Raw genomic sequence first — 22,071 nt, 5'->3', positions numbered from 1 at the left:
ATTCTAAATCTAAAGAATAAATTACTCGTTAATTGGTACACTAAAAGAAAAAACGGGTGATTGTTATGCTTAAAAAACGGATGATTATTATAAGTGCAATAGTTATGTTAGTGGCTTCAAGTCCTGGTTTTGTGACCGCTGAAAGTTTTGGGTGGGGGTATAAAAAAGGAACAAATCACCAGCCGCCAGAAGTAGGTAAATATGGGGATATTTTAGAAGACAATGGTGGATATTATATGGATCAATCAGGTGATAAAGTCGTTTATTTAACTTTTGATAATGGTTATGAAGAAGGCTATACTGAACATGTATTAGATGTGTTAAATGAGAAAGAAGTACCGGCAACATTTTTTGTTACTGGTCACTATGTTCGAAGTGCACCAGATCTAATTAAACGCATGGTGAAAGATGGGCATATAATTGGCAACCATTCGAATCATCACGCTGATTTCACCTCCATCTCAAAAGAAAAAATGAAAGAGGAGCTATCTCTATTAGATAGAGCGGTTGCTTCCATTACTAATTTAGAGACACTACAATATGTGCGTCCACCAAAAGGAACCTTCAATGCTCAAACAATTCAATGGGCAAATGAGCTTGGTTATACACATGTATTTTGGTCGTTAGCCTTTGTTGATTGGCAAACAGATAAGCAAAAAGGGTGGAAGGCTTCTTATCAACAAATAATGGATCAAATTCATCCTGGTGCAGTTATTTTATTGCATACAGTATCGGCTGATAACGCTGAAGCATTAGAATATTTTATTGATGATTTAAGAAAGCAAGGCTACACTTTTCGATCATTGGATGATTTAGTAATGAAAGATAAATTACCAAAAGCGATTTATGGTATGTAAAGGCATAAAAATCCGAACGAATTCGAAATAATATTCGAATCACAGTTCGGATTTTTATTTTACAGATTATACATATTTTTGAGTTTGGATTAATAAATCTTGATAGACAGCGGCTTCGGCATTATTACCAATCTTTTTTGAGAGCTTTACAATGCCTTTAATTGCTTTTGTATTGAGTGGATCAAGCTCTACTTCCCACTTAAAACATTCAATAGCTTTATCAGGCTGATCAAATGAAGCATATAATTCTCCGAGTTTATATTGATGATCTGGATCATCTTGAAGTTGCTCCATGTCATTTATTGTTTTTTCAATAAGAAATTGTTCATTTTCTTGTTGAAAAACTTTAATCCATTCATGTATTTCTGAAAGGCTATACTTTGGTAAGAATGATTTGATAAAGGGTGTAATGATTTGTTCTAATTGTTTTTTGGATAATTGTTGGCGTAGTTGTAATAGTTTTTTTCTTGATTGATGGAAATAATTTGCCAGTTGATTTGAATCTGTATGATTTAAATGGTGGATAACTTGTTCTACCTCTTCTGCTGTTGGTAGATAGTCATGTTCAATCAGAAAAGACGTGACTTCTTTGTGATAAGAAGATCCTAGTAATTTTGATGTAAGTTCTTTTATGAAAGAAGGATGGGAATGGTGCTGGTTTAAATCGAATAACAAATTTATTTGTGATTCAATACTCCACTGGCTGATTGAAGCCTTTAGTTCATTCAAAAGCGTTTGATCAAATTGTTGTTTTAATAGAAATATGCTAATTACATTAGCGTCTAATTTACGGTTATTTTTACTATAAAAATTAATTAACATGCTTTGTGCATCGGGCTGATCTAGTTGATCAAAACAAAAGGACTCAAAGTTAATAGGATCGTACTTTTCTAAAGTGTCTAGTTGTTGATAGGCTTCTTTGTATGTTTGAAACTCTAATTTTCCAATCATATCCAATGCGAAAGTATCAGTGGGATCAACTTGTTTTAGCACATATAACACTTGTAATGCTTTACGCATTTTTCCATTTCTTCTGTAAGTGTAAAAGGTTTTTTTAAGTAGTTTTTGTATAGAATCGGGAGAAGTATACGTATCAAAAAAAGATAAGATTAATGCAGTTTCAATTGGAGAATAATGTTGTTGTAATTTTTTGTACAGTTGGTTAAATCGAAGACAAGAAAATGTTTCTTTTTCTATCAGTTCATTAATAAAAGGGTGGTCACCTTGTAATTGTATTCCATTCGTGAAGGTGCGATGAATATGAGAGCCAAGCTTTATTTTTGTTGTTTTTACACCATTAATAAAGTCATTATGATAAAAAACAAGGTAATAATAGTTGTTATTTTTATCAACTGTTTCGATCACTTTACTTTGTTTGTATACATACATGTTTAATGTTTCGACCGCTTTTGATTTTTTATTAGACATAATGGTAAGTTGCATAGAAAAACCTCCCTTTTAATTACTTCTCATCATAACATACCAAAGTGAAAATGAGGAATAATTATCTAACTTTATCTGGTTATCTTATATAAATCAAATAAGATATTTTTGTTTTATATTGAAAACAAGGATTAAAATCTGATATAATGACATACAATTAGTACCTACTACTAAATTGTATGATTGTTTCTTCCGTCATACAAATAAAGAAGGGTGAATAATGAAAAAACAAGATTTAATAGCTCCAGAAAAGTACAATATTGCAATGGAAATGGAGAAATACGCACAGGATCCAAATCGTACTGCAATTATATGGCAGGACGATAATGGATTAGAAAAACATGTAACTTATCAACAATTACTATATAATGCAAATAAAATTGGAAACATATTTTTGGAAAGAGGACTACAAAAAGGTGATAAGATTCTTGTAATGATGCCACGTTTAATTGAGACATATGAAGTCTATCTTGCAGCATTGAAGACAGGGATTGTGATTATACCAAGTTCTGAAATGCTTAGAACGAAGGATCTGCAATACCGCATTACTCATGGTGAGGTTAAGGCAATTGTTAGTTATTATCCATTTGTTGATCAATTTAGTGAAATTGATCAAATAAATGTATTGGAAAAATTTACAGTTGGAGCAAGAGTGAAGGACTGGATTCCAATCGATGAGTGGAAAGAAGAAGCTTCAGAAGAGTTAGTAATGGCAGATACGTCACGGGATGATCTTGCCTTTTTGCCATATACATCTGGTACAACAGGCAATCCAAAAGGAGTCATGCATACACATGCATGGGGGTTTGCTCATTTGAAGACTGCATCTGTTAATTGGTTATGTATCAAGGAAGATGATATTGTTTGGGCAACAGCAGCTCCAGGTTGGCAAAAATGGGTTTGGAGCCCGCTCTTATCTGTACTAGGATCAGGGGCAACGGGTTTTGTTTATAATGGAAAGTTTAATCCGAAAAAATATTTGCAATTGTTGCAAGAACAACAAATTAATGTATTGTGTTGTACGCCAACGGAATATCGTTTGATGGCAAAAGTAGATAACTTAACTGAATATCAACTTCCAGCTTTGCATAGTGCAGTTTCGGCTGGTGAACCTTTAAACAGAGAAGTAATAGATATTTTCCAACGATATTTCAATGTTACGGTTCGTGACGGATATGGGCAGACGGAAAGTACGTTACTTTTAGGTTTTCTTAAAGGTATGAAAGTAAAGCCAGGTTCAATGGGTAAACCTACACCCGGAAATGAGGTTGTATTAATTAATGAAGATGCTAATCCAGTCCCAGTTGGTACAGTTGGCGATATTGCTATTCCTTTAGATACACCTGCTTTATTCAAAGGTTATTATAAAGATGAAGAACGTTCGAAGAAGGCAGGACGTGGTAATTATTTTGTGACGGGTGATCAAGCAATGCTTGATGATGAGGGATATTTCTGGTTTGAAGGTAGAAGCGATGATATTATTGTAAGTTCTGGTTATACAATTGGACCATTTGAAGTAGAGGATTCATTAGTTAAGCATCCGTCTGTAAAAGAATGTGCAGTAGTTGCTAGTCCCGATGAGATTAGAGGAAATGTAGTTAAAGCATATATTGTATTGCAAGATAATGTCGATCAAAATGATCCAACATTAGTAAAAACATTACAAAATCATGTGAAGCAAATGACAGCACCATATAAATATCCTAGAAAAATTGAATTTATTAATGAATTACCAAAAACCACTTCTGGTAAAATCCGTCGAGTTGAATTACGTCAACGGGAAAAACAAACGGTATAAAACCTTTCACAGATGTGTATAAGTACTAAAATAATACAAACTTTTATAAAAAAGAAGAGGCGCTACTAAGCGCCTCTTCTTTTTTTTCGAAAACTCCTTATTAATGAACCTGTGATTTTATGATCGAATGCTTTTATAAATTTTTAAGTAATTTTTTTTGCAAATACGCCAAGTATGCTTTGCTAGATGAATCATTTCTGTCCTTTTAAACTTGTACAAGGCTAATCCAATTAAACAAACTTCACTAATTAGGAAAAAACAATATCCTAGTTGAAGTCCAATAAATACATGCGATTCACTATTAGGGAATGTGTATAAAAACCAACCAAATATGGAAAGTGAATAAATAGATAGTTGCATTACACTAGCAACAACAATATTAATATGAAGTCGAATGGTAGTAGTTACCGTTGCATAATTAATATAATAATAACTAACTAAAAACGTAACAATAAAAGTCACTATATATAGGCTATATGCTATAAACATAATAATCTCCTCCTTGTTATCAGTATGGTATATTAATAGATTATTTATTCCTTTAAATTATAAAAATGATTACAATATATGTATTCTTCGAGGTGAATATTAATGACGTATCCATTGTCTTAAACTTATTTTTGGACAGATAAGAAGAAAAATAAAAGCAAAATACTTGAAAGTCAAAATAGGTCAGATTATAATAGGATCAAAGGTCAAAGATAGTCAGATCAAATTTTGATCTAATTAAGCTTTTAGTTGAAGGAGGAGAATCTTATGAAATGTCAACATTGTGGCATTCGTCCAGCTAATATTAATGTAACCCTTCGATTTAATAGTCAAACACAACAAATGCATGTTTGTGAAACTTGCTTTAAAGAAATACAACAAAATGCGAAAAATCCATCAGGTTTCTTTGGTGGACAAGGACAAGGACAACCAGGTTTTCAAGACTTTTTTACGGGCTCAGCTACAAATGAAGAAGCGCAAAATGGTTCCAATCAATCGGGATTATTGGATGAACTAGGAAGTAATTTATCTCACGCAGCAAAAGCAGGTATTATTGATCCTGTTATTGGTCGCGATAAAGAAATCAAACGTGTGATGGAAACTCTAAATAGAAGAAACAAAAATAATCCAGTATTAATAGGGGAACCTGGTGTAGGTAAAACAGCAATTGCAGAAGGACTTGCATTGAAGATTGCGGAAGGGAATGTACCATCAAAATTATTGAATAAAGAAATTTATTTACTAGATGTAGCCTCATTAGTTGCTAATACAGGGGTTCGAGGACAATTTGAAGAGCGCATGAAACAATTAGTTTCTGAACTACAAACACGTAAAAATGTTATTTTATTTGTTGATGAAATCCATCTATTAGTTGGGGCTGGTACAGCAGAAAGCTCACAAATGGACGCAGGAAATATTTTAAAACCTGCGCTAGCACGTGGCGAATTGCAATTAATAGGTGCAACAACCTTGAAAGAGTATCGTCAAATTGAAAAAGATGCCGCTCTAGAACGTCGTTTTCAACCGATTATGGTGAAAGAGCCAAGTATGGAAGAAGCTATTCAAATATTACAAGGTTTACAAGAACGTTATGAATCGTATCATCATGTATCTTATACAGATGAAGCTATTGAAGGAGCAGTTACCTTATCAAAACGTTATTTACAAGATCGATTCTTACCTGATAAAGCAATTGATCTTATTGATGAGGCTGGTTCTCGTCAGAATCTTACCTATGCTGGTTCGGATAAAGAAACAATACAGAAACAGCTAGATAATATTGCAAAAGAGAAACAAGAAGCAGCAGAAAAAGAAGATTATGAACGTGCTGCCAACCTAAGACATCAAGAGTTGTTACTAGAGAAAAAATTAAACGAGTCAACAGAAGAGAAACAAGTAGCTGTTACAGTTGAAGATATTCAACTTATTGTTGAAGAAAAAACAGGAATTCCCGTACGAAAAATTCAAGCGGATGAACAATCAAAAATGCAACATCTTGCTGAGAACTTAGGTAAGAAAGTAATTGGACAGCATAACGCTGTTGAAAAAGTAGCAAAAGCAGTTCGTAGAAGCCGTGCTGGATTAAAATCTAAGTATCGTCCAATTGGTTCGTTCTTATTTATAGGTCCAACTGGTGTCGGAAAAACAGAATTAACGAAAGCTTTAGCAGAGGAACTATTTGGTACAAAAGATGCGCTCATTCGTCTTGATATGAGTGAATACATGGAAAAACATGCGGTATCAAAAATAATCGGTTCACCACCAGGATACGTTGGACATGAAGAAGCTGGGCAGTTAACAGAAAGGGTACGTCGTAATCCGTATAGTTTGATTTTATTAGATGAAATCGAAAAAGCTCATCCAGATGTACAGCATATGTTCCTTCAAATTATGGAAGACGGTCATTTAACAGATAGTCATGGTAGAAAAGTTAGTTTTAAAGATACGGTAATTATTATGACAAGTAATGCTGGAAGTGGTGTCAAAAACATTACAGTTGGTTTTAATAGTGATCGTAATGAAGCAGTATCTACGCTAGAATCACTAAATGATTACTTTAAACCAGAATTCTTAAATCGTTTTGATGCAATCATTCCATTTAATGAGTTGCATGAACGAGATCTTATTCAAATTGTGGATATTATGCTAGCTGAATTAGAAGAGAATGTTCAAGAACAAGGATATTCAATTACTGTTTCAGATGAAGCAAAACAATATCTTGCAACGAAAGGTTATGATCCAAGATTCGGTGCACGCCCACTACGCCGTGTGATCCAGGATATAGTAGAAGATGGCATTACAGATCTATTATTAGAAGACGAACAAGTGATTGATATCCAAGTTGAATTAGTCGATAATCAGATTCAAGTAAAAAAAGCATAAATAGTAAAAAGAATGTCACCTTGTTGTGGCATTCTTTTTTTATTAATTAATGTTAAACAAACAATGCGTGCTAATTCCCCTAATAGATAGAACCTCATGGATTCATAAAAATTAAAAATTTACTTATGCTATGAATGATACGATGTTTTCTAATGATAGGAGGGAAAAATTTGTGAGAAAAACGCATTTTAAGATTCTGTTTATAATTGTTTTACTTTTACAATTACAAATAGAGACTGTTCAAGCAAGTGAAGGTGTAATGGAAGTCCATTTTATTAATGTTGGTCAGGGGGACAGTATCTTAATACAAACACCAGAACAAGAACATATTTTAATTGATGGTGGGCCACCTGAGGCAAGTGCAAAGGTACTTGATTATTTAGAAGAACAAAAGGTACAAGAATTAGATTTATTAATTGCAACCCATCCAGACATTGACCATATCGGGGGCCTACTACCAATTATTAATCAATTTCCAATTAAAGAAATATGGGATAGTGGGAAATTTTATTATACAAGGACTTATCATCGTTATTTCCGTAATATTAAGAAAAAGAATATACCATTACATATTGTCAAATTGAATACTGTAAAGGCATTATCAGATAATACTTCATTAATTGTATTAAATGCAAATTCGATATTAAAAACAAACAATCAGTCTTCTTTAGCTTTACAATTGACAATGGATAACATCGATTTTTTATTAATGAGTGACGTAGAAAAAAAACAAGAATTGAAAATAATGCAACGAACAGATGTTGATGCCGAAATTCTTAAAGTTGCACACCATGGTTCAGATACTTCTAGTTCATTTGCCTTTTTGCAAGCGGTTGATCCAGAAATCGCTATTTTATCATATGGGAAGGATAACACCTATGGTCATCCAGTTCGCGTCACTGTTGATCATTTATTAGCAGTTGGTGCTACTATATATTCTACTGCTAAAGCGGGAGATATAGTCATAACAACAGATGGAGACAATTATAACGTTACGAATTCGGGTTTAGAACGTTTACTTATCAAACCATTCCGATAATATTTGTTATACTAAAAGAAGATAAAGAGATATAGACAAAAAAGGGAGGTCATGTTTTTGCAAACAAATTCAAAGATATGGACAGAAAAGGTGAGTTGTGAAACAGAGTATGATCAGTTACAAAAAGTCATTGTTTGTTCACCGGCTTATATGAAAATAGGGAAAATTATAAATGAAACACAAAAGCATTATGAGTCTGAGAACATTGATGTAAGTATAGCCATGGCACAACATGAGGCATTTGTACAAACATTAAAAAATCAACACATTCAGGTATTAGAACTTAGTCCAAACCCTGATTTATATGAACAAGTTTTCACACGTGATATTGGTTTTTGTATTGGGGAAACATTTTATACATCAAGTATGCAACGTCAAATTAGAGTTCCTGAAGTTAACGAATTAAAGAAGCAATTAGATCATCAAAAGACTCCGTTTCAATCAATTGATATCTCTTCCATAGAAGGAGGAGATGTGATTATTGATGGACAAACCATTTGGATAGGTGTAAGTGAACGAACAACCATAGAAGCAATCAACATGTTAGAAAAAGAATTACCTAACCATCAAATTATACCATTAACAATTTCAGATCAAATTTTACATTTAGATTGTGCATTTAACTGTATTTCATCAAATACCGTACTTATTTATCCTCATGCATTCACGGAAAAAGATTTAGAAAAAATCAAACAGCATTATGATGTTATCATTGAGGTATCTAAAGATGAGCAATTTACATTAGGTACAAATGTATTATCGATTGGAAATAATACCGTTATTAGCTTACCAGAAAATAAAGTTGTCAATCATGCACTTCAGACACATGGCTTTTCAGTTATTGAAGTACCTTTTAGTGAAATTATTAAATCAGGCGGGTCATTTCGTTGCTGTACCTTGCCAATGCGCAGAGACAAATAGGCTTTAAAAAAGGGAGATTGTTCCTTACTAACTTAAGTAATCATACACTGTTTTTACTAAAAAGAAATATTTTCCTCGAATAGTCAAGTTTATAATGAAAATAGTAAGCATAACAAAAGATTGAAGGAGAACAACGTATGGGTTTTGTATGGAAAGCGATAATCATGGTTCTTTCTGGATTTTTAATATTACGATTAGCAGGCAGAAAATCTATAGCGCAAATGTCAGTTACAACAACAATTGTAATGATTTCCATTGGATCAATTATTGTTCAACCAATTATTGAAGATAGTGTGTTGAAAACCATTATTACAATTACTATTTTCATTACGGTTCTTGTATTAATTGAGTATCTCCAAGTTAAATCCAATACGGTTGAAAAGTTTATTACTGGTAAATCAATCTCTGTAATAGAACAAGGTCAATTAAATATAAATAATTTAAAAAAGCTACGAATTACAGTTGATAAATTAGAAATGCAATTACGCCAACAAGGTATAGCTAATATTTCTGATATTAAGAACGCAACAATTGAACCAAATGGAAGAATTGGTTATGAGTTAATGCCTGATGCGAAACCTTTAACAGTTGGGGAGTTTAAAAAATTAATGGGAATGACCTTTACAGACACACCTTCTCTAACTAATAAATCAGGTAGTTTATTTTCAGAAGTGACAGAAGAGCAACATGATAAACCTCATGATAAAAAGTTAAATTAATTTGCTTGTTTTATTAAAGAGGAAGCTTCTTATACCAGAAGCTTCCTCTTTTTATGCTAATTCTTTTTTTCTGAAAATGAGAACAGAAATAAAAAGGATAACTATAATACACAGGATTGTTACAAATGATGCACCCCACAGTGTATTCGAGATCGTATCGGTCTGCAGCATTTCACCAATATGACCACTTAAGCTATTTGGGAACCAAGTAAGTTTATGTGAGAAAACACGATAAATGGCAGACAAACTTAACAATGTTCCAATTGATGCACCAAAAACAATCCCAGATGATTTAAATAAACAATTAAAGAACATAGTAATTGTTACAACAAGCATGAACCATAGGCTATAAAAAGCAATAGCTTCTATTACTGAGATAAAGGAAATATCCCCAAATAATAAATTAATATAGTACCAGCTAGTTAGTAGCCCAATGCAAGTGGAAGCTAATATAACGGTTAATTTAGCAGCCCATTTACTTGTGATATATGTTGCGTAGTGTACAGGTTTTACTAAAATTAGCTCGACTACACCACTTTTTCTTTCACCTGCAATCGTCCCCATAGTAATCAACACAATAACAAGCACTCCAAACATACTATATTCACTTAAGCTCATCATAAATGCATCAACTGCGGTGATGTCTGGCATTTCAAATACGGCACCTTCAGGAAGACCGCCAACTTTATCTAAAATAATAGGCATATAATAAGTAGTTAAAGGATCCATAATAGCAAGAATGATAAAAACAATTGGTACCCATACCCAACTAAAATTCCGCCAATATTCTAGCATTTCTTTTCGGAAAATTGTACGCCATTGCATTAATCCTTCACCACCTTCATAAATAAGTCTTCTAGTGATGTTCGACTGACTTCAAATTTAGTAAGTGGCCATTCTTTTGCTGATACTCTTGCCAATAAAGCTTGTCGTGCTAATTCCATATCTTTAACAATACAAATAATGTTATCCCCATCTATAAAACACTTTGTAACACCAGGTAACTTCGAAATATCCGTGAGGTAGTTTTCATTTTTTACTTTAAAAGACAGGTGAATTTTCGATGTTTGATGTTTATGACGTAATTCGTTTAAGCTACCTGCTTCAACAATTTGGCCGTGGTGCATGAGTAATAAATCATCACTAACTTCTTCTGCATCACTTAGAATATGTGTCGAGAATAAAATAGTAGTTTGTTCTTTCAACTCTTGCATCAGTGTTAGAACCTCTCTACGACCAATTGGATCTAGAGAAGAGACAGGTTCATCTAACATGATCATTTTTGGCCTGTGAATCAATGCCTGAGCAATTCCTAACCTTTGTTTCATTCCGCCAGAATATTTGCTAATACGTTGATTTTTTGCTTCTGAAATGCCAACACGTTCTAAATAATAATCAGCAAGTTCCGTCGCTTTTACTTTGGTTAAATTAGCAAGCTGACCAACAAATATTAAAAATTCTTTTCCAGTCATCCAAGCGTGAAAAACAGGATGCTGTGGTAGATAACCAATATGTTCACGAATGTCAGCACCTAGTTTCATTCCTTCAAATTCAATCGTTCCATTACTGGGTTTCAATAATCCAGATAACATGCGTAATGTGGTTGTTTTCCCAGCCCCATTTGCTCCGAGTAATGCAACACATTTTCCGGATTCCAAACGAAAAGAAATATCATTTACAACAGGGGTGTCATTAAATTTCTTTGTTACATGTTGTACATTAAACATAAGATTACTGTTGCCTCCTTCCAATCACAAAGAATAGAATAGGCCCGATTATTTGTAATAATAAAATAATAATTAACCATAGCCAACGTGGGCCATTTGTTTTTTCTGTTTTAAACCAAGCTATAACCGCTACAATTGCAAGAATTAATTCTAAGGCAATTAATGGTGCCAACAATGAAAAAGTTTCTGCCATACCCTACCACCTCCAAATGACTATAATAAGTATACGATAAAAAGGAAAAAAAGGATTCATTAATAATTGTTTTTTTTCTAAAAAATAGCTATAATGAAGTCAAGTTTTTACCTATTGGATTGTTCTACGATCTAAATGTATATCTGGGGCATTAGCTCAGCTGGGAGAGCGCTTGCATGGCATGCAAGAGGTCAGGGGTTCGAGCCCCCTATGCTCCATTTTATTGTGCTAAAAAATAGATTGAGTAAATGATGTAGACTACAGAATGAGGTGTAGTCTATTTTGTGTTTATGGTTTAAGCCACTTTTGCACTACTATGAAATAAATAAAGATGTATTAATTTGAAGGGCGCACATAGCTAAGAAGTATATCCTTTAAAATCTGTTGTTGTCGTTCTGGTGTAAAATGAGCCTCTGTATAGGTTATCGATTCTTTTAGTATAATATTGCTTGCAAAAGTACCATATGCATTAATGATTGTTGTGATCGTGTCCTTTATTGGTATGTCCTTTCTGATAGTACCATCATTTTCTCCATCCTCTATAACGGGTTGAAGGATTTGTATGATCTGTTTTTGGATATCAATATAATCATGTATGTCTGCAATTGGTTCTTTTGTAAATGATGCATAACTTTCAAAGGCTTCTCGGAATTTAATAGCGGCATGTTTGTTTGTTGTTTGTTTCTTAAACAAATAATCTAGCACATCTTCTAGTCGCTGATAGGCAGTTTTATTTGCTTGAACGATTACTGATAAGTCATCCATTGTACGTTTTAAGTTCTTTGTTGCAACAGCTACAATCAATTGATCTTTTTTTGGAAAATAGCGAAATAATGTAGCAATTCCAATTCCGGCTGCGCTTGCTACATCTTTCATTTGAACCGTATCTAATCCATGTTTGATAAATAATTCCTCTGCTGCTGAGACAATGGTTTGATATCGTTGCCATTTATTATGTGCTCGTGTACCTTTTGCCATTCGTACTCCCCCTTTGCTCATTTATTATACTTTTAAATTGTTAAAGTTTGCAAATTGAATAAGGGATGTGTAAAATTAAATTATGATAGTTTAACTATCATAATTTAATTTTTTGGGGTGGTTGTAATGAGGTTAGAAAACAAAATTGCAGTAATAACTGGAGCAGGAAGTGGCATGGGTAAAGAAGAAGCCGTTCGATTTGCAAAAGAAGGTGCGATCGTAGTAGCAACAGACATTGATTATGAAGCTGTAAAGTCAGTAGAAGAGCAGATTAAAGCGAATGGCGGGAAAGCGCTTGCTTTAAAACATGATGTTTCTTCAAAAGAAGATTGGGAGCAAGTATTTACAAAAACAATCGATGCATTTACTAATTTGGATATTTTAGTAAATAACGCTGGAATTTCATTACCTAAACCTTTTATGGAACAAACAGAACAAGATTGGGCTAAAGCATATCAAATTAATGTTAATAGTGTGATGTTTGGCATGCAATTAGCTGTTCCATATATGGAAAAAAATAATGGAGGATCAATTGTTAATATTTCATCCATTTCAGCTTTAATTGGTATGGCTGGTGCTGGAGCGTATACAGCTTCTAAAGGTGCAGTTCGCTCCATTTCAAAAGCAGCAGCAGTTGACTTTGGAAAGAAAAATATTCGTGTGAATTCTGTGCATCCTGGATATATCGTTACACCAATGAGTGCCGCATCTATGGAGGATCCAAAATATAAAGAATATTTCTTATCCCAGGTGGCACTTCCAAACCTAGGTAATGCTGAAGAAGTAGCAAATGCAGTTTTATTTTTAGCATCAGATGAAGCAAGTCACATTACTGGTATTGAATTACCTGTTGATGGTGGAGTTACAGCTAAATAAAATATTTCTTATTCATTATAAAATCCTCAAATAATTGTTTGAGGGAGAACAAAGGGGTTTGTGAATATATCTAAGGATATTTTCTAAGTTATATTCATAATTTTATAGAATAATATTAAATAAAAAACTAGTCTAATAGATCAAGATTATTCTATTAGGCTAGTTTTCTTGAAAATATAGATTCTGGTTTGAACAATTTCCTTTGGATAGAATGCTATATAAATGATATACCATCACACTACTATCCCATTTAAATTATGATTCATTATCCATTCTTTTTAATAACTGTATAATTCGATTGTTTTGTTCTACTTGATAATCGCTATTCTTTTTAATTTGATATATCCATTTTAATAATAATATAATAGCAACTGGAATACCAATATAGGTTATTAGAAGGATTAAAAAGCCTAAAATATTAACACCGAACATCTTATCACCTCATTCTACTTATATGTTTCTATTGTAATTTTATTTCTTTTTATGATAATAAGCATGTGCTGTTTTATTGAACTTTTCTAATAATTCACTGAAATTTTCACGGTCTTTTTCTGACCAATTTGCTAACAACTCTGAGAAAAAGGTCATTCTTTTTTGTTTGTAAGCGTGCAATGTCCGTTTACCATTATTGTTAATTTGATAATAATAAGATCTTTTATCTTCTGGATTAGCAATTTTTGTGATGAATTGTTTTTGTTCTAATATAGCGGCCTGCCTACTTACAGTAGAAATATCTAATTGTAAGATAGTGGCTAATTTTTTCACTCCCGTTTCTCCGTGATTAGCTAATGCTTGTAAAAGTAAATAGGCGGAGCGATCAAAAGCTTTTTTTCTTTCAGCTGTAAGCATGGTTATTCTTCTAGTTAAAACGGCCATTTCGACTTCAATCGATTCAATAGAGTCTTTACTCATCTTTTACATCACCTTATTTGTTTTCTTTACTATTTTTATTACATACTGTATCCTTCATTTTAGTTTTACACTAAATAAAATAAATTGACAAGGTTATAGTTGTATAATACAATTATTTAGTTGTATTATGCAACTATTTTTAATAAATGAATATATAAATCTTTCATACAAGTCAATGAATCACACAACTTGCTGTTAAAGCAGTAAAGTATATAGTAGAAAGAAGGATGATGAATGACTAACAATATAGATCAAACAGATGACATGAAATCAATTAACAAAGTGCCGTTATTGATTGTATTAATTTCTGGTGCGTTTGTAGCAATTTTAAATCAAACGTTACTCGCAACAGCATTACCAAAAATCATGACGGATTTACAATTAGAACCAAATACAGTCCAATGGCTGCAATCTATTTTTATGCTTATCAATGGGATCATGATACCAATTACAGCATTTTTAATTGAAAAATTCACAACAAGAAGATTATTCTTATCAGCAATGGGGTTATTTGGATTAGGGACATTGGTGTGTGCGGTTGCTCCAGGTTTTTCTTACTTAATGGTGGGGCGTATTTTACAAGCATCAGGAGCTGGTATTATGATGCCTTTGATGCAGACAATTTTATTTTTGATTTTTCCTATAGAAAAACGTGGAAGAGCAATGGGGATGTTTGGTTTGGTTATTGCTTTTGCACCAGCAATTGGTCCAACCTTATCTGGGTGGTTAATTGATCAATTCCCATGGAGAAGCTTGTTTTTTGTCATTTTACCAATTGTGATTATTGATATCATTGTTGCTTATTTCATCTTGAAAAATGTAACAGAGCGTAAATTTCCAAAACTGGATAGTTTGTCAATTATTTTATCTACGTTTGGATTTGGTGGCTTGTTATATGGATTTAGTATAGCTGGTAATACGGGTTGGAGTAGTTGGCCAGTAGTTATCTCGTTAATTGTTGGTGCTATAAGTTTGTCAACATTTATTCTGCGCCAATCTAAATTGGAGCAACCCATTCTTAATTTTCAAGTATTTAAAAATAAAGTATTCACTATTACTACTGTATTAGGAATGGTTGTATTTATTGCAATGATTGGTGGGGCAGTCATTTTACCATTATTAACACAAGATATGTTAGGCTATACTGCTACTCAATCTGGATTAATGTTAATGCCAGGTGCAATTATTATGGGCTTAATGAATCCTATTACTGGGCGATTATTTGATAAGTTTGGAGCAAGGTGGCTGGCAATCATTGGTTTAACAATTGTTACGTTATCTACATTTGCTTTTTCAGATCTATCAACTGAAACTACCATAACTTACTTAACCATCATGCATGCTTGTCGAATGTTTGGAATTTCAATGGTAATGATGCCAGTTACTACAGCAGGTTTAAATCAATTACCACCTCACCTCATTCCACACGGTACAGCAATGAATAATACAATGCGTCAAATAGCTGGAGCGATGGGAACGGCTTTATTAGTCTCAGTGATGACCAATAGTGCGAATCCTTCCCAAGGCATTAACGGGGTTATACATGGAGTAAATGTTTCCTTTATTGTAGCTGGCGTCATTTCTGTAGTTGGTTTGATATTAGCCTTTTTTGTTAAAAGTAAAAAACAACTAAATAATGAAAATAAAACACCATTTCAATCTTCAACAAACCAGACAGTGATGGAAAAATAACAAAAAAAATAAACATTCATCTTCTTATAAGTAGACAGAGATTCTAAAGTATAATACGCTCTCTACTATAAGGAGATTTTTTTACCTCTTACGAATAATGAATGTAACATTTAATATAAAAAGGAGAAATTCTTTATGAATATAACGAAGGTTTATCAGAAAGGGTCAAGAGCAATTAATGAAGATTGTTTTGTTATAAATGAACATGCAAATATTTATGCAGCAATTGATGGTGCAACAGGGTTAGATGGAGGAATCCCTGGTAAATTGGCATCAGAAACTTTTCAATCGTTTTTATTAGAAGAAAAAGAACAGCGCTCTTTATCTGAATGTATCAAGAGAGCAAACAAAGAATTAAATAAAAAAGTGATATCTTATTATCAAAACAAAATAGAACAGTTACATATGCCAAAAATTGAATATATTCCAAAGCGTAAAAGAAGTACAACTGGAATCATTGGTATTCAATTTAATGAGGATCATTCCTGTTTTGATTATGTTCATGCAGGGGACTGTATGTTGTTTTTGAAATTTGATAATGATGAAATTAGAATGGTTACCTACGATATGGTTCATTTCTTTGATCAGATCGCAATAAATAAAATTACTGAACTTCGTAAAGAATTCGGACAAGAAGTTGAACTTAGCAAACTCAGAGAATTGGTAAATCCAATTTTATTGGAAAACCGTGAGAAGTATAATACTTCTCAGGGGTATAGGATATTAGACGGTAGTCAAGAAAGCGTTGACCAGTTAGAATGTGGAACCATTCAACTTAATAAAGTGAAGGGACTACTATTGTTAAGTGACGGATTACTTCTTCCTACACAAAGCGAGAAAGAGAATGGTTGGGAACAAAGTGCCAACATAGCATTTTCATCAGGATTAGATGCGTTATTAACAGAGGTACAAAAGAAGGAAAAGGAAGACAAAGAATGTATCATTTATCCACGTTTAAAACAACAGGATGATAAAACGGGTATACTAATAGAGATGTAATCATTTATTTGTTGTATTAACTAATCTTATTTTTTAAGGGCGGTATGTATTTCTTACCACCCTTATTTAGTTTGTGAAAAAGGAAGAAGACACTTGCTCATTATATAAAATTTAATATGTTTTGTACCTTTTTGACTAAAAAAAGTGTTATATAAAATCGAAATATGTAAGCGCATACAAAATAGCAACCACACTAAAAAAAATAGCAATATCTTTATTGTGTGAAATTTTTGGTAATAGTAGCCTCGGAAGTGTATGTGCAATTAAAAATGAAAAGGAGGTTTAAAATAATACAATTTATTGTTGGTAAAAAGTAGTGAATACTCCAAGAATGTTTAATTAAGGAGAGGAAGTGGTGAAACGTATGAAGAAAAAACGTTGGTTTAATTTAACAATCATATGCACCTTAATACTAAGTTTACTATCAGGAATACAAGCACCATTAATAGGTGTAGCTGAGACTGATTTAACGGAATATGAGATTTATCCTAGCCCACATCATTTATCTTACAATGAGGGAACCGTTACATTGGATAGTGAGATTCAAGTGATTTATGATCAAACCATTGATGATGCTACTAAACAAAAGGTTGTTAATATATTTCAAAATAATGGCCTCGAAGCACCAACAGTTGGAACTGAAATATCAGATAATAAGATTAATCTGTTAGTTGGAACGGAAGGTTCAGATGGACCGGTTGATACGTATGCTAAAGAAAATATTGATAAAGAAGGTATGGACTATAGCAAAATAGATGCCTATCAATTAGAGATAAAGGATAACATGATTACCATTCTTGGTAAAGATACAGATGCTAGTTTTTATGGTGTGGTTTCTTTAGGGGCCATTTTGTCACAGAGTCCGGATAAAATCGTTCGAAACTTAAGTATCAAAGACTATGCAAATACAAAAATCAGAGGTTTTATAGAAGGCTTTTATGGTATTCCATGGAGTAATGAAGATAGGGAATCTTTAATGCAGTTCGGTGGTCAATTTAAAATGAATTCTTATATATTTGCTCCTAAAGATGACCCATATCATCGGGCAAAATGGGATGAGCCATATCCAGAAGAAAAATTGGAAGAGCTTAGAGAATTAGCTAAAGTAGGAAATGAAACAAAAACTAGATTTGTATGGACGATCTCTCCATTAGGTGAAGTTGCACATATTGCTCGTACCCAAGGGAAACAAGCGGCAATGGATTTACTTGAAGAAAATACGGAGAAATTACTTTATAAATTTGATCAATTATATGATGTGGGTGTTAGGCAATTTGGTGTTTTAGGTGATGATGTTGGTGCCCTTCCCCTAGATTATGTCGTTGAATTAATGGATGCTGTTGCTAAGTGGGCAGATGAAAAAGGAGATGTCTATGATATCTTGTATTGTCCAGCAGCATATAATTCTGGTTGGGCATGGGATGGTGGAAGAGAGTTAAATAAATTAGAAGCAGGATTTCCTGATAACATCCAGATTTTTTGGACTGGTGAAAGTACCATGGGGGACGTTTCACAATATACAATTGATCGTTTTAAAACAAGAGATAATAACGGCGTAGAAAGAAGAGACCCTTTATTCTGGTTGAATTGGCCTGTAAATGATTATGAAATGTCTCAAGTGTTTTTAGGTAAAGGTGAAATGCTAGAGCCAGGTATTGAAAATCTTGCTGGAGTAGTAACAAATCCAATGCAAGAGGCGGAAGCATCAAAGGTATCAATTTTTGCCGTAGCAGACTACACATGGAATACAGAATCATTTAATGACGAGAAAAGTTGGAATGACAGTATGAAGTATGTGGAACCAAATGCTACTGAAGCATTCCATACACTAGCAAAACATATGTCAGAAGCTGATAGTGTCATACAACTTGAAGAAAGTGAAGACATTAAAGATTTGTTAAATACGATAACAACAAAAATTAATGACGGCGATTCTATAAAAGATGAAGCTCCTTTATTAATTGAAGAGTTACAAGAGATTGCAGATGCTGGTGATGAATTTTTAGCAACAACTAAGAATGAGGATTTAAAAGAGGAGTTAGAGCCATTTGTAAAAGCATTACGAGATATGGTTCTTGCTGATATAGAATACTTGGATGCTTCAATTGGTGTTGAAGATGGTGATAAAGAAGCGGTGTGGAACAGTTATTCTAGAGCATCAGCATTGCGTGCTCAAAGCCTTAACTATGATCGTCCTTTGATAGATGGAACAATGAAGGCAAAACCAGCAGCTAAAAGACTTCAACCATTTACCAATAATTTAGAGAACCAAATTGCAACACAATTTGAAGAAGCAATGGATATGCAAAAAAAGAAAAATGCAGCAAGTATATTCACAAACGTGGAAGAATATAAAGATTTACCACTTACGGAAGAGCTTGCAATGACCACTATTGATGGAACCAATAAGGTTACATTAGATTCAAATGAGTATGTTGGAGTTAAATTAAGTAGAATTAAGGATGTAACAAGCATTGAAGCACCATCAATAGAGGGGATAACACTACAGTCCTCCCTAAATGGTATGGAGTGGAACACAGTTAAAGATGCAACTGAAACGCAGGATGCAAGGTATGTGAGATTAATCAATAAAGGATCAGAATCCATTACCTTTAGTTTGGATAACTTTAAGGTGTTATCTTATGAGGTGGAAGAAAAATCAGTACTTGAAACAAACCTTGGTTTTTGGGAGTCATCTCCGTTAAATTTATTAGATGGAGATTTATCGACCTATACATGGACAGATAGTGCCCAATCGAAAGGGCAGCATATTACTTATGATTTAGGTCAAGTTATCCCATTGGAAAGCCTAAAGCTATATGTCGGAGAAGGAGAAGGGGATTTCCCACGACATGCTGTGATAGAAGCATCATTGGATGGAGAAAAATGGGATACTGTAATGACTATCGGAAACCAAGATGGACCTAATGCAGGGGAAGAAACCGATGAAGATGGTGTAGCAGATGTATTCACCAATCTAGAAGTGCCATATCGTTATAAAGAAGTGAGAAACTTAGACAAAAATGCAAAGTTTTTACGCTTTAAAATTACTCGGACAAAAGTTGGAACAGGTAATTGGCTTAAAATGCAAGAGATTGTAATTAATGATGGCGAACTGTTTCCAGAAATAAATGACCCTACCATTACAACTGAATCAGATGCTTCTATTGGTCGTGGTGTAGAGAATATCATTGATGGAAAACTAACGACAAAATTCAAACCAACAAATGAAGATGCTGGTGAGGTTTTGTATCACGTTGGTGAGGTAGAAAAAGAAATTACAGGTATTACACTATTAGAGGATCCAACCAAACTATCTAATGGTACTGTTTCTGTTCGTACAACTGATGGTTGGACCGAGCTTGGCACAGTTGATTCTGGTTATAGCTACTATGATACTAGCGACATTGAAAATATTCTTGATATAAAGATAGAGTGGGAAGATGGAAAAGCACCTACGATTCATGAAATAAAAGTAGAAAAAATCAAAAAAGATAACGAAGATGAACAAGAGATACCTCTTGTTGGTGGAGAAATCCCAGAGAATGTGAAAGCTTATGACAGAAACGATTGGAGCTATACAGCAAGCAGTAGTTATGCCCAATCACCAATTGAGCAAATGTTTGATGGAGACCAATCTACCCACTGGCATTCCGATTGGACGGGGGATACACCTATGGAATGGCCGTATGACGTAGAGGTTGATTTAGGTGAAAAACTAACCTTGGAAGGGTTCTCCTATCTACCAAGACAAGATAAAAGCTATACAGGTAAAAATCAATACAATGGAAGAGTAAATGTGTTTGAGCTTTACGCTGGTAATAGTTCAGAAGATGCTGTATTAGTCATGAGAGCTGAAATGGATTGGAATGACGGAGATGACTTTGATAATACGGTCAAATACGTTAATTTCGAAGAACCAGTTGAAGCATCCTACATTAATTTTAGAATTGTTTCAGCTGGAGCTGATGTAGATCAGGAACTTGGATCTGGTGCAGAGTTTAATCTGTACAAAAAGAATGTAGTGGATAAAAGTGCTCTTACAAACAAAGTGCAAGAAGCGACGTCTATAGATACAACAAACAAGACGGAAGCATCGGTTCAGGTTTTAGAAGAAGCAATTACAGATGCTGAGGTAGTGTTAGCGAATGACACTGCATCACAAGAAGAAATAGATAAAGCCGTAAGATACTTAGATGAAGCAATCAAACAATTAGAAGAAAAGCCTGAAGAAGTTGAGGTAGATAAGTCTAAGTTAGAAAAAACCGTATCTATTGCAAAGGAAAAAGTAGAGTCAGATTTTACTGTAGATAGTTGGAAAACGTTTGCCACTGCTTTGGCAGAAGCGAACGAGCTATTAGACAAGGACAAGGCTACTCAAGAAGCCGTAGACGATGCGGTGTCAACTTTGGAGAAGGCGATTAAACAATTAGAAAAAAAGGCCGAAGAAGTTGACGTAGATAAATCCGAATTAGAAAAAGCCATATCTGTTGCACAAGAAAAGGTAGAGTCAGACTATACGGTAGATAGTTGGAATGGCTTTGCTACAGCTTTATTAGCAGCAAATGAAATATTAGGTAAAGATGAGGTTTCTCAAGAAGAAGTAGATCAAGCAACAAGTCATTTAAATCAAGCACTATCTGCATTAACTAATGTATCAGATAATGTCAATGATTTAGATGAAGATAAGGAATTACCAGACACAGCGAGCGATATCTTTAACTTTTTATTAGTAGGAATGTTATTACTTGTTATTGGGTCTTTGGTTTTCATGTTTAAGAAGAAATATAATTAATGTGTGATACAGGATGTGCTATTTTAGCACGTCCTGTTTTACATTATTTTAACATTGCTTATCTATCAATTTAATTTATTTTTTTTATACCTTATTTGTCAAGATTTATCCATTTATATCTGTTTTTTAGATCATAAAAATGTCGCTTTATGTCGAACTATGTAAACGCATACAAAAATGACAATATAGCTAAAAAAAATAACAATATATTTATTGTGATAATTTTAAGGTGATAGTAACCTCAAACTGTA

At 33.4% G+C, this 22,071-nt stretch carries 18 protein-coding genes and 1 tRNA gene; 11 read left to right on the top strand and 8 right to left on the bottom strand.

Translation table 11 applies throughout. The annotated features are described in order from the left end of the window. Window positions 1-65: 65 nt before the first annotated feature. Window positions 66-857, top strand: a complete 792-nt coding sequence (gene pdaA / locus BN1058_RS07580) for a delta-lactam-biosynthetic de-N-acetylase (RefSeq protein WP_090855138.1) — start codon at window positions 66-68, stop codon at window positions 855-857. 66 nt (window positions 858-923) lie between these two features. Here pdaA and BN1058_RS07575 read toward each other — a convergent pair whose 3' ends face one another. Next, window positions 924-2,300 carry a tetratricopeptide repeat protein gene (locus BN1058_RS07575; protein WP_090855135.1) on the bottom strand — a complete coding sequence of 459 codons (1,377 nt, stop codon included), beginning with the start codon at window positions 2,298-2,300 and terminating at the stop codon, window positions 924-926. Window positions 2,301-2,520: 220 nt separating this feature from the next. Here BN1058_RS07575 and BN1058_RS07570 point away from each other — a divergent pair, with 220 nt between their 5' ends. Then, window positions 2,521-4,098: an acyl-CoA synthetase MbcS gene (locus BN1058_RS07570; RefSeq protein WP_090855132.1), complete on the top strand. Its 1,578-nt coding sequence runs from the start codon at window positions 2,521-2,523 to the stop codon at window positions 4,096-4,098. Window positions 4,099-4,215: 117 nt separating this feature from the next. Here the strand turns inward: BN1058_RS07570 and BN1058_RS07565 are convergent, their stop codons facing one another. Next, window positions 4,216-4,587, bottom strand: coding sequence for a hypothetical protein (locus BN1058_RS07565; protein ID WP_090855130.1), 372 nt, complete (start codon window positions 4,585-4,587; stop codon window positions 4,216-4,218). 267 nt (window positions 4,588-4,854) lie between these two features. Between BN1058_RS07565 and BN1058_RS07560 the strand changes: the two genes are divergently transcribed. The 4 genes from BN1058_RS07560 (at window position 4,855) to BN1058_RS07545 (ending at window position 9,648) form a co-directional block, all read left to right on the top strand. Continuing rightward, window positions 4,855-6,969: an ATP-dependent Clp protease ATP-binding subunit gene (locus BN1058_RS07560; RefSeq protein ID WP_090855127.1), complete on the top strand. Its 2,115-nt coding sequence runs from the start codon at window positions 4,855-4,857 to the stop codon at window positions 6,967-6,969. Window positions 6,970-7,141: 172 nt separating this feature from the next. Further along, window positions 7,142-8,008, top strand: a complete 867-nt coding sequence (locus tag BN1058_RS07555) for a ComEC/Rec2 family competence protein (RefSeq protein ID WP_255307020.1) — start codon at window positions 7,142-7,144, stop codon at window positions 8,006-8,008. Between the two features lie 57 nt (window positions 8,009-8,065). Next, window positions 8,066-8,929: a dimethylarginine dimethylaminohydrolase family protein gene (locus BN1058_RS07550; protein WP_255307019.1), complete on the top strand. Its 864-nt coding sequence runs from the start codon at window positions 8,066-8,068 to the stop codon at window positions 8,927-8,929. 137 nt (window positions 8,930-9,066) lie between these two features. After that, entirely contained in the window at window positions 9,067-9,648 is a 582-nt protein-coding gene (locus BN1058_RS07545; RefSeq protein ID WP_090855122.1) for a DUF421 domain-containing protein, read from the top strand. A 51-nt stretch (window positions 9,649-9,699) separates the two neighbouring features. On the opposite strand, the gene BN1058_RS07540 is transcribed toward BN1058_RS07545, so the two are convergent. The 3 genes from BN1058_RS07540 to BN1058_RS07530 are packed head-to-tail and all read right to left on the bottom strand — an operon-like array spanning window position 9,700 to window position 11,568. Further along, entirely contained in the window at window positions 9,700-10,473 is a 774-nt protein-coding gene (locus BN1058_RS07540; protein ID WP_090855119.1) for an ABC transporter permease, read from the bottom strand. After that, on the bottom strand, window positions 10,473-11,375 hold the full coding sequence (locus BN1058_RS07535) for an ABC transporter ATP-binding protein (RefSeq protein WP_090855116.1): 903 nt from the start codon (window positions 11,373-11,375) through the stop codon (window positions 10,473-10,475). Before BN1058_RS07535 ends, BN1058_RS07540 begins: the two co-directional genes overlap by 1 nt. A gap of 4 nt (window positions 11,376-11,379) precedes the next feature. After that, window positions 11,380-11,568: a PLDc N-terminal domain-containing protein gene (locus BN1058_RS07530; protein WP_090855113.1), complete on the bottom strand. Its 189-nt coding sequence runs from the start codon at window positions 11,566-11,568 to the stop codon at window positions 11,380-11,382. Window positions 11,569-11,713: 145 nt separating this feature from the next. Here BN1058_RS07530 and BN1058_RS07525 point away from each other — a divergent pair. Continuing rightward, window positions 11,714-11,786: transfer RNA gene (locus BN1058_RS07525), tRNA-Ala, on the top strand. A 118-nt stretch (window positions 11,787-11,904) separates the two neighbouring features. Here BN1058_RS07525 and BN1058_RS07520 read toward each other — a convergent pair. Next, window positions 11,905-12,546 carry a TetR/AcrR family transcriptional regulator gene (locus BN1058_RS07520; protein ID WP_090855110.1) on the bottom strand — a complete coding sequence of 214 codons (642 nt, stop codon included), beginning with the start codon at window positions 12,544-12,546 and terminating at the stop codon, window positions 11,905-11,907. 126 nt (window positions 12,547-12,672) lie between these two features. Between BN1058_RS07520 and BN1058_RS07515 the strand changes: the two genes are divergently transcribed. Next, window positions 12,673-13,422 carry an SDR family NAD(P)-dependent oxidoreductase gene (locus tag BN1058_RS07515; protein ID WP_090855107.1) on the top strand — a complete coding sequence of 250 codons (750 nt, stop codon included), beginning with the start codon at window positions 12,673-12,675 and terminating at the stop codon, window positions 13,420-13,422. A 255-nt stretch (window positions 13,423-13,677) separates the two neighbouring features. Here BN1058_RS07515 and BN1058_RS14310 read toward each other — a convergent pair whose 3' ends face one another. Together BN1058_RS14310 and BN1058_RS07510 are read right to left on the bottom strand one after the other, a co-directional pair. Continuing rightward, the gene (locus BN1058_RS14310; protein ID WP_176694464.1) at window positions 13,678-13,854 is read right to left on the bottom strand and encodes a hypothetical protein; all 177 of its coding nucleotides are present in this window, start codon (window positions 13,852-13,854) and stop codon (window positions 13,678-13,680) included. Between the two features lie 39 nt (window positions 13,855-13,893). Next, window positions 13,894-14,334 carry a MarR family winged helix-turn-helix transcriptional regulator gene (locus BN1058_RS07510; RefSeq protein ID WP_090855104.1) on the bottom strand — a complete coding sequence of 147 codons (441 nt, stop codon included), beginning with the start codon at window positions 14,332-14,334 and terminating at the stop codon, window positions 13,894-13,896. A 234-nt stretch (window positions 14,335-14,568) separates the two neighbouring features. Between BN1058_RS07510 and BN1058_RS07505 the strand changes: the two genes are divergently transcribed. The 3 genes from BN1058_RS07505 to BN1058_RS07495 all read left to right on the top strand — a co-directional run bounded on the left by BN1058_RS07505 (window position 14,569) and on the right by BN1058_RS07495 (window position 21,820). Then, on the top strand, window positions 14,569-16,026 hold the full coding sequence (locus BN1058_RS07505; protein WP_090855101.1) for an MDR family MFS transporter: 1,458 nt from the start codon (window positions 14,569-14,571) through the stop codon (window positions 16,024-16,026). 135 nt (window positions 16,027-16,161) lie between these two features. Continuing rightward, window positions 16,162-17,025 (top strand): hypothetical protein, encoded by an 864-nt coding sequence (locus tag BN1058_RS07500; RefSeq protein WP_090855099.1) that lies wholly within the window; start codon window positions 16,162-16,164, stop codon window positions 17,023-17,025. 364 nt (window positions 17,026-17,389) lie between these two features. Then, window positions 17,390-21,820 (top strand): beta-N-acetylglucosaminidase domain-containing protein, encoded by a 4,431-nt coding sequence (locus BN1058_RS07495; RefSeq protein ID WP_255307049.1) that lies wholly within the window; start codon window positions 17,390-17,392, stop codon window positions 21,818-21,820. The last annotated feature ends 251 nt before the right edge of the window (window positions 21,821-22,071 follow it).

Origin of the sequence: Paraliobacillus sp. PM-2, assembly GCF_001368815.1 — a bacterium.
Classification (GTDB): Bacteria; Bacillota; Bacilli; order Bacillales; family Amphibacillaceae; genus Paraliobacillus.
This window is presented reverse-complemented; position numbering and strand designations above follow the sequence as displayed.

Excerpts from the sequence above, each read along its gene's own strand:
- BN1058_RS14310 (WP_176694464.1), bottom strand. The coding sequence starts at position 13,854 with ATGTTCGGTGTTAATATTTTAGGCTTTTTAATCCTTCTAATAACCTAT.
- BN1058_RS07505 (WP_090855101.1), top strand. The coding sequence starts at position 14,569 with ATGACTAACAATATAGATCAAACAGATGACATGAAATCAATTAACAAA.
- BN1058_RS07575 (WP_090855135.1), bottom strand. The coding sequence starts at position 2,300 with ATGCAACTTACCATTATGTCTAATAAAAAATCAAAAGCGGTCGAAACA.
- BN1058_RS07500 (WP_090855099.1), top strand. The coding sequence starts at position 16,162 with ATGAATATAACGAAGGTTTATCAGAAAGGGTCAAGAGCAATTAATGAA.
- BN1058_RS07510 (WP_090855104.1), bottom strand. The coding sequence starts at position 14,334 with ATGAGTAAAGACTCTATTGAATCGATTGAAGTCGAAATGGCCGTTTTA.
- BN1058_RS07535 (WP_090855116.1), bottom strand. The coding sequence starts at position 11,375 with ATGTTTAATGTACAACATGTAACAAAGAAATTTAATGACACCCCTGTT.
- BN1058_RS07495 (WP_255307049.1), top strand. The coding sequence starts at position 17,390 with ATGAAGAAAAAACGTTGGTTTAATTTAACAATCATATGCACCTTAATA.
- BN1058_RS07540 (WP_090855119.1), bottom strand. The coding sequence starts at position 10,473 with ATGCAATGGCGTACAATTTTCCGAAAAGAAATGCTAGAATATTGGCGG.
- BN1058_RS07570 (WP_090855132.1), top strand. The coding sequence starts at position 2,521 with ATGAAAAAACAAGATTTAATAGCTCCAGAAAAGTACAATATTGCAATG.
- pdaA (WP_090855138.1), top strand. The coding sequence starts at position 66 with ATGCTTAAAAAACGGATGATTATTATAAGTGCAATAGTTATGTTAGTG.
- BN1058_RS07560 (WP_090855127.1), top strand. The coding sequence starts at position 4,855 with ATGAAATGTCAACATTGTGGCATTCGTCCAGCTAATATTAATGTAACC.
- BN1058_RS07565 (WP_090855130.1), bottom strand. The coding sequence starts at position 4,587 with ATGTTTATAGCATATAGCCTATATATAGTGACTTTTATTGTTACGTTT.
- BN1058_RS07530 (WP_090855113.1), bottom strand. The coding sequence starts at position 11,568 with ATGGCAGAAACTTTTTCATTGTTGGCACCATTAATTGCCTTAGAATTA.
- BN1058_RS07520 (WP_090855110.1), bottom strand. The coding sequence starts at position 12,546 with ATGGCAAAAGGTACACGAGCACATAATAAATGGCAACGATATCAAACC.
- BN1058_RS07515 (WP_090855107.1), top strand. The coding sequence starts at position 12,673 with ATGAGGTTAGAAAACAAAATTGCAGTAATAACTGGAGCAGGAAGTGGC.
- BN1058_RS07545 (WP_090855122.1), top strand. The coding sequence starts at position 9,067 with ATGGGTTTTGTATGGAAAGCGATAATCATGGTTCTTTCTGGATTTTTA.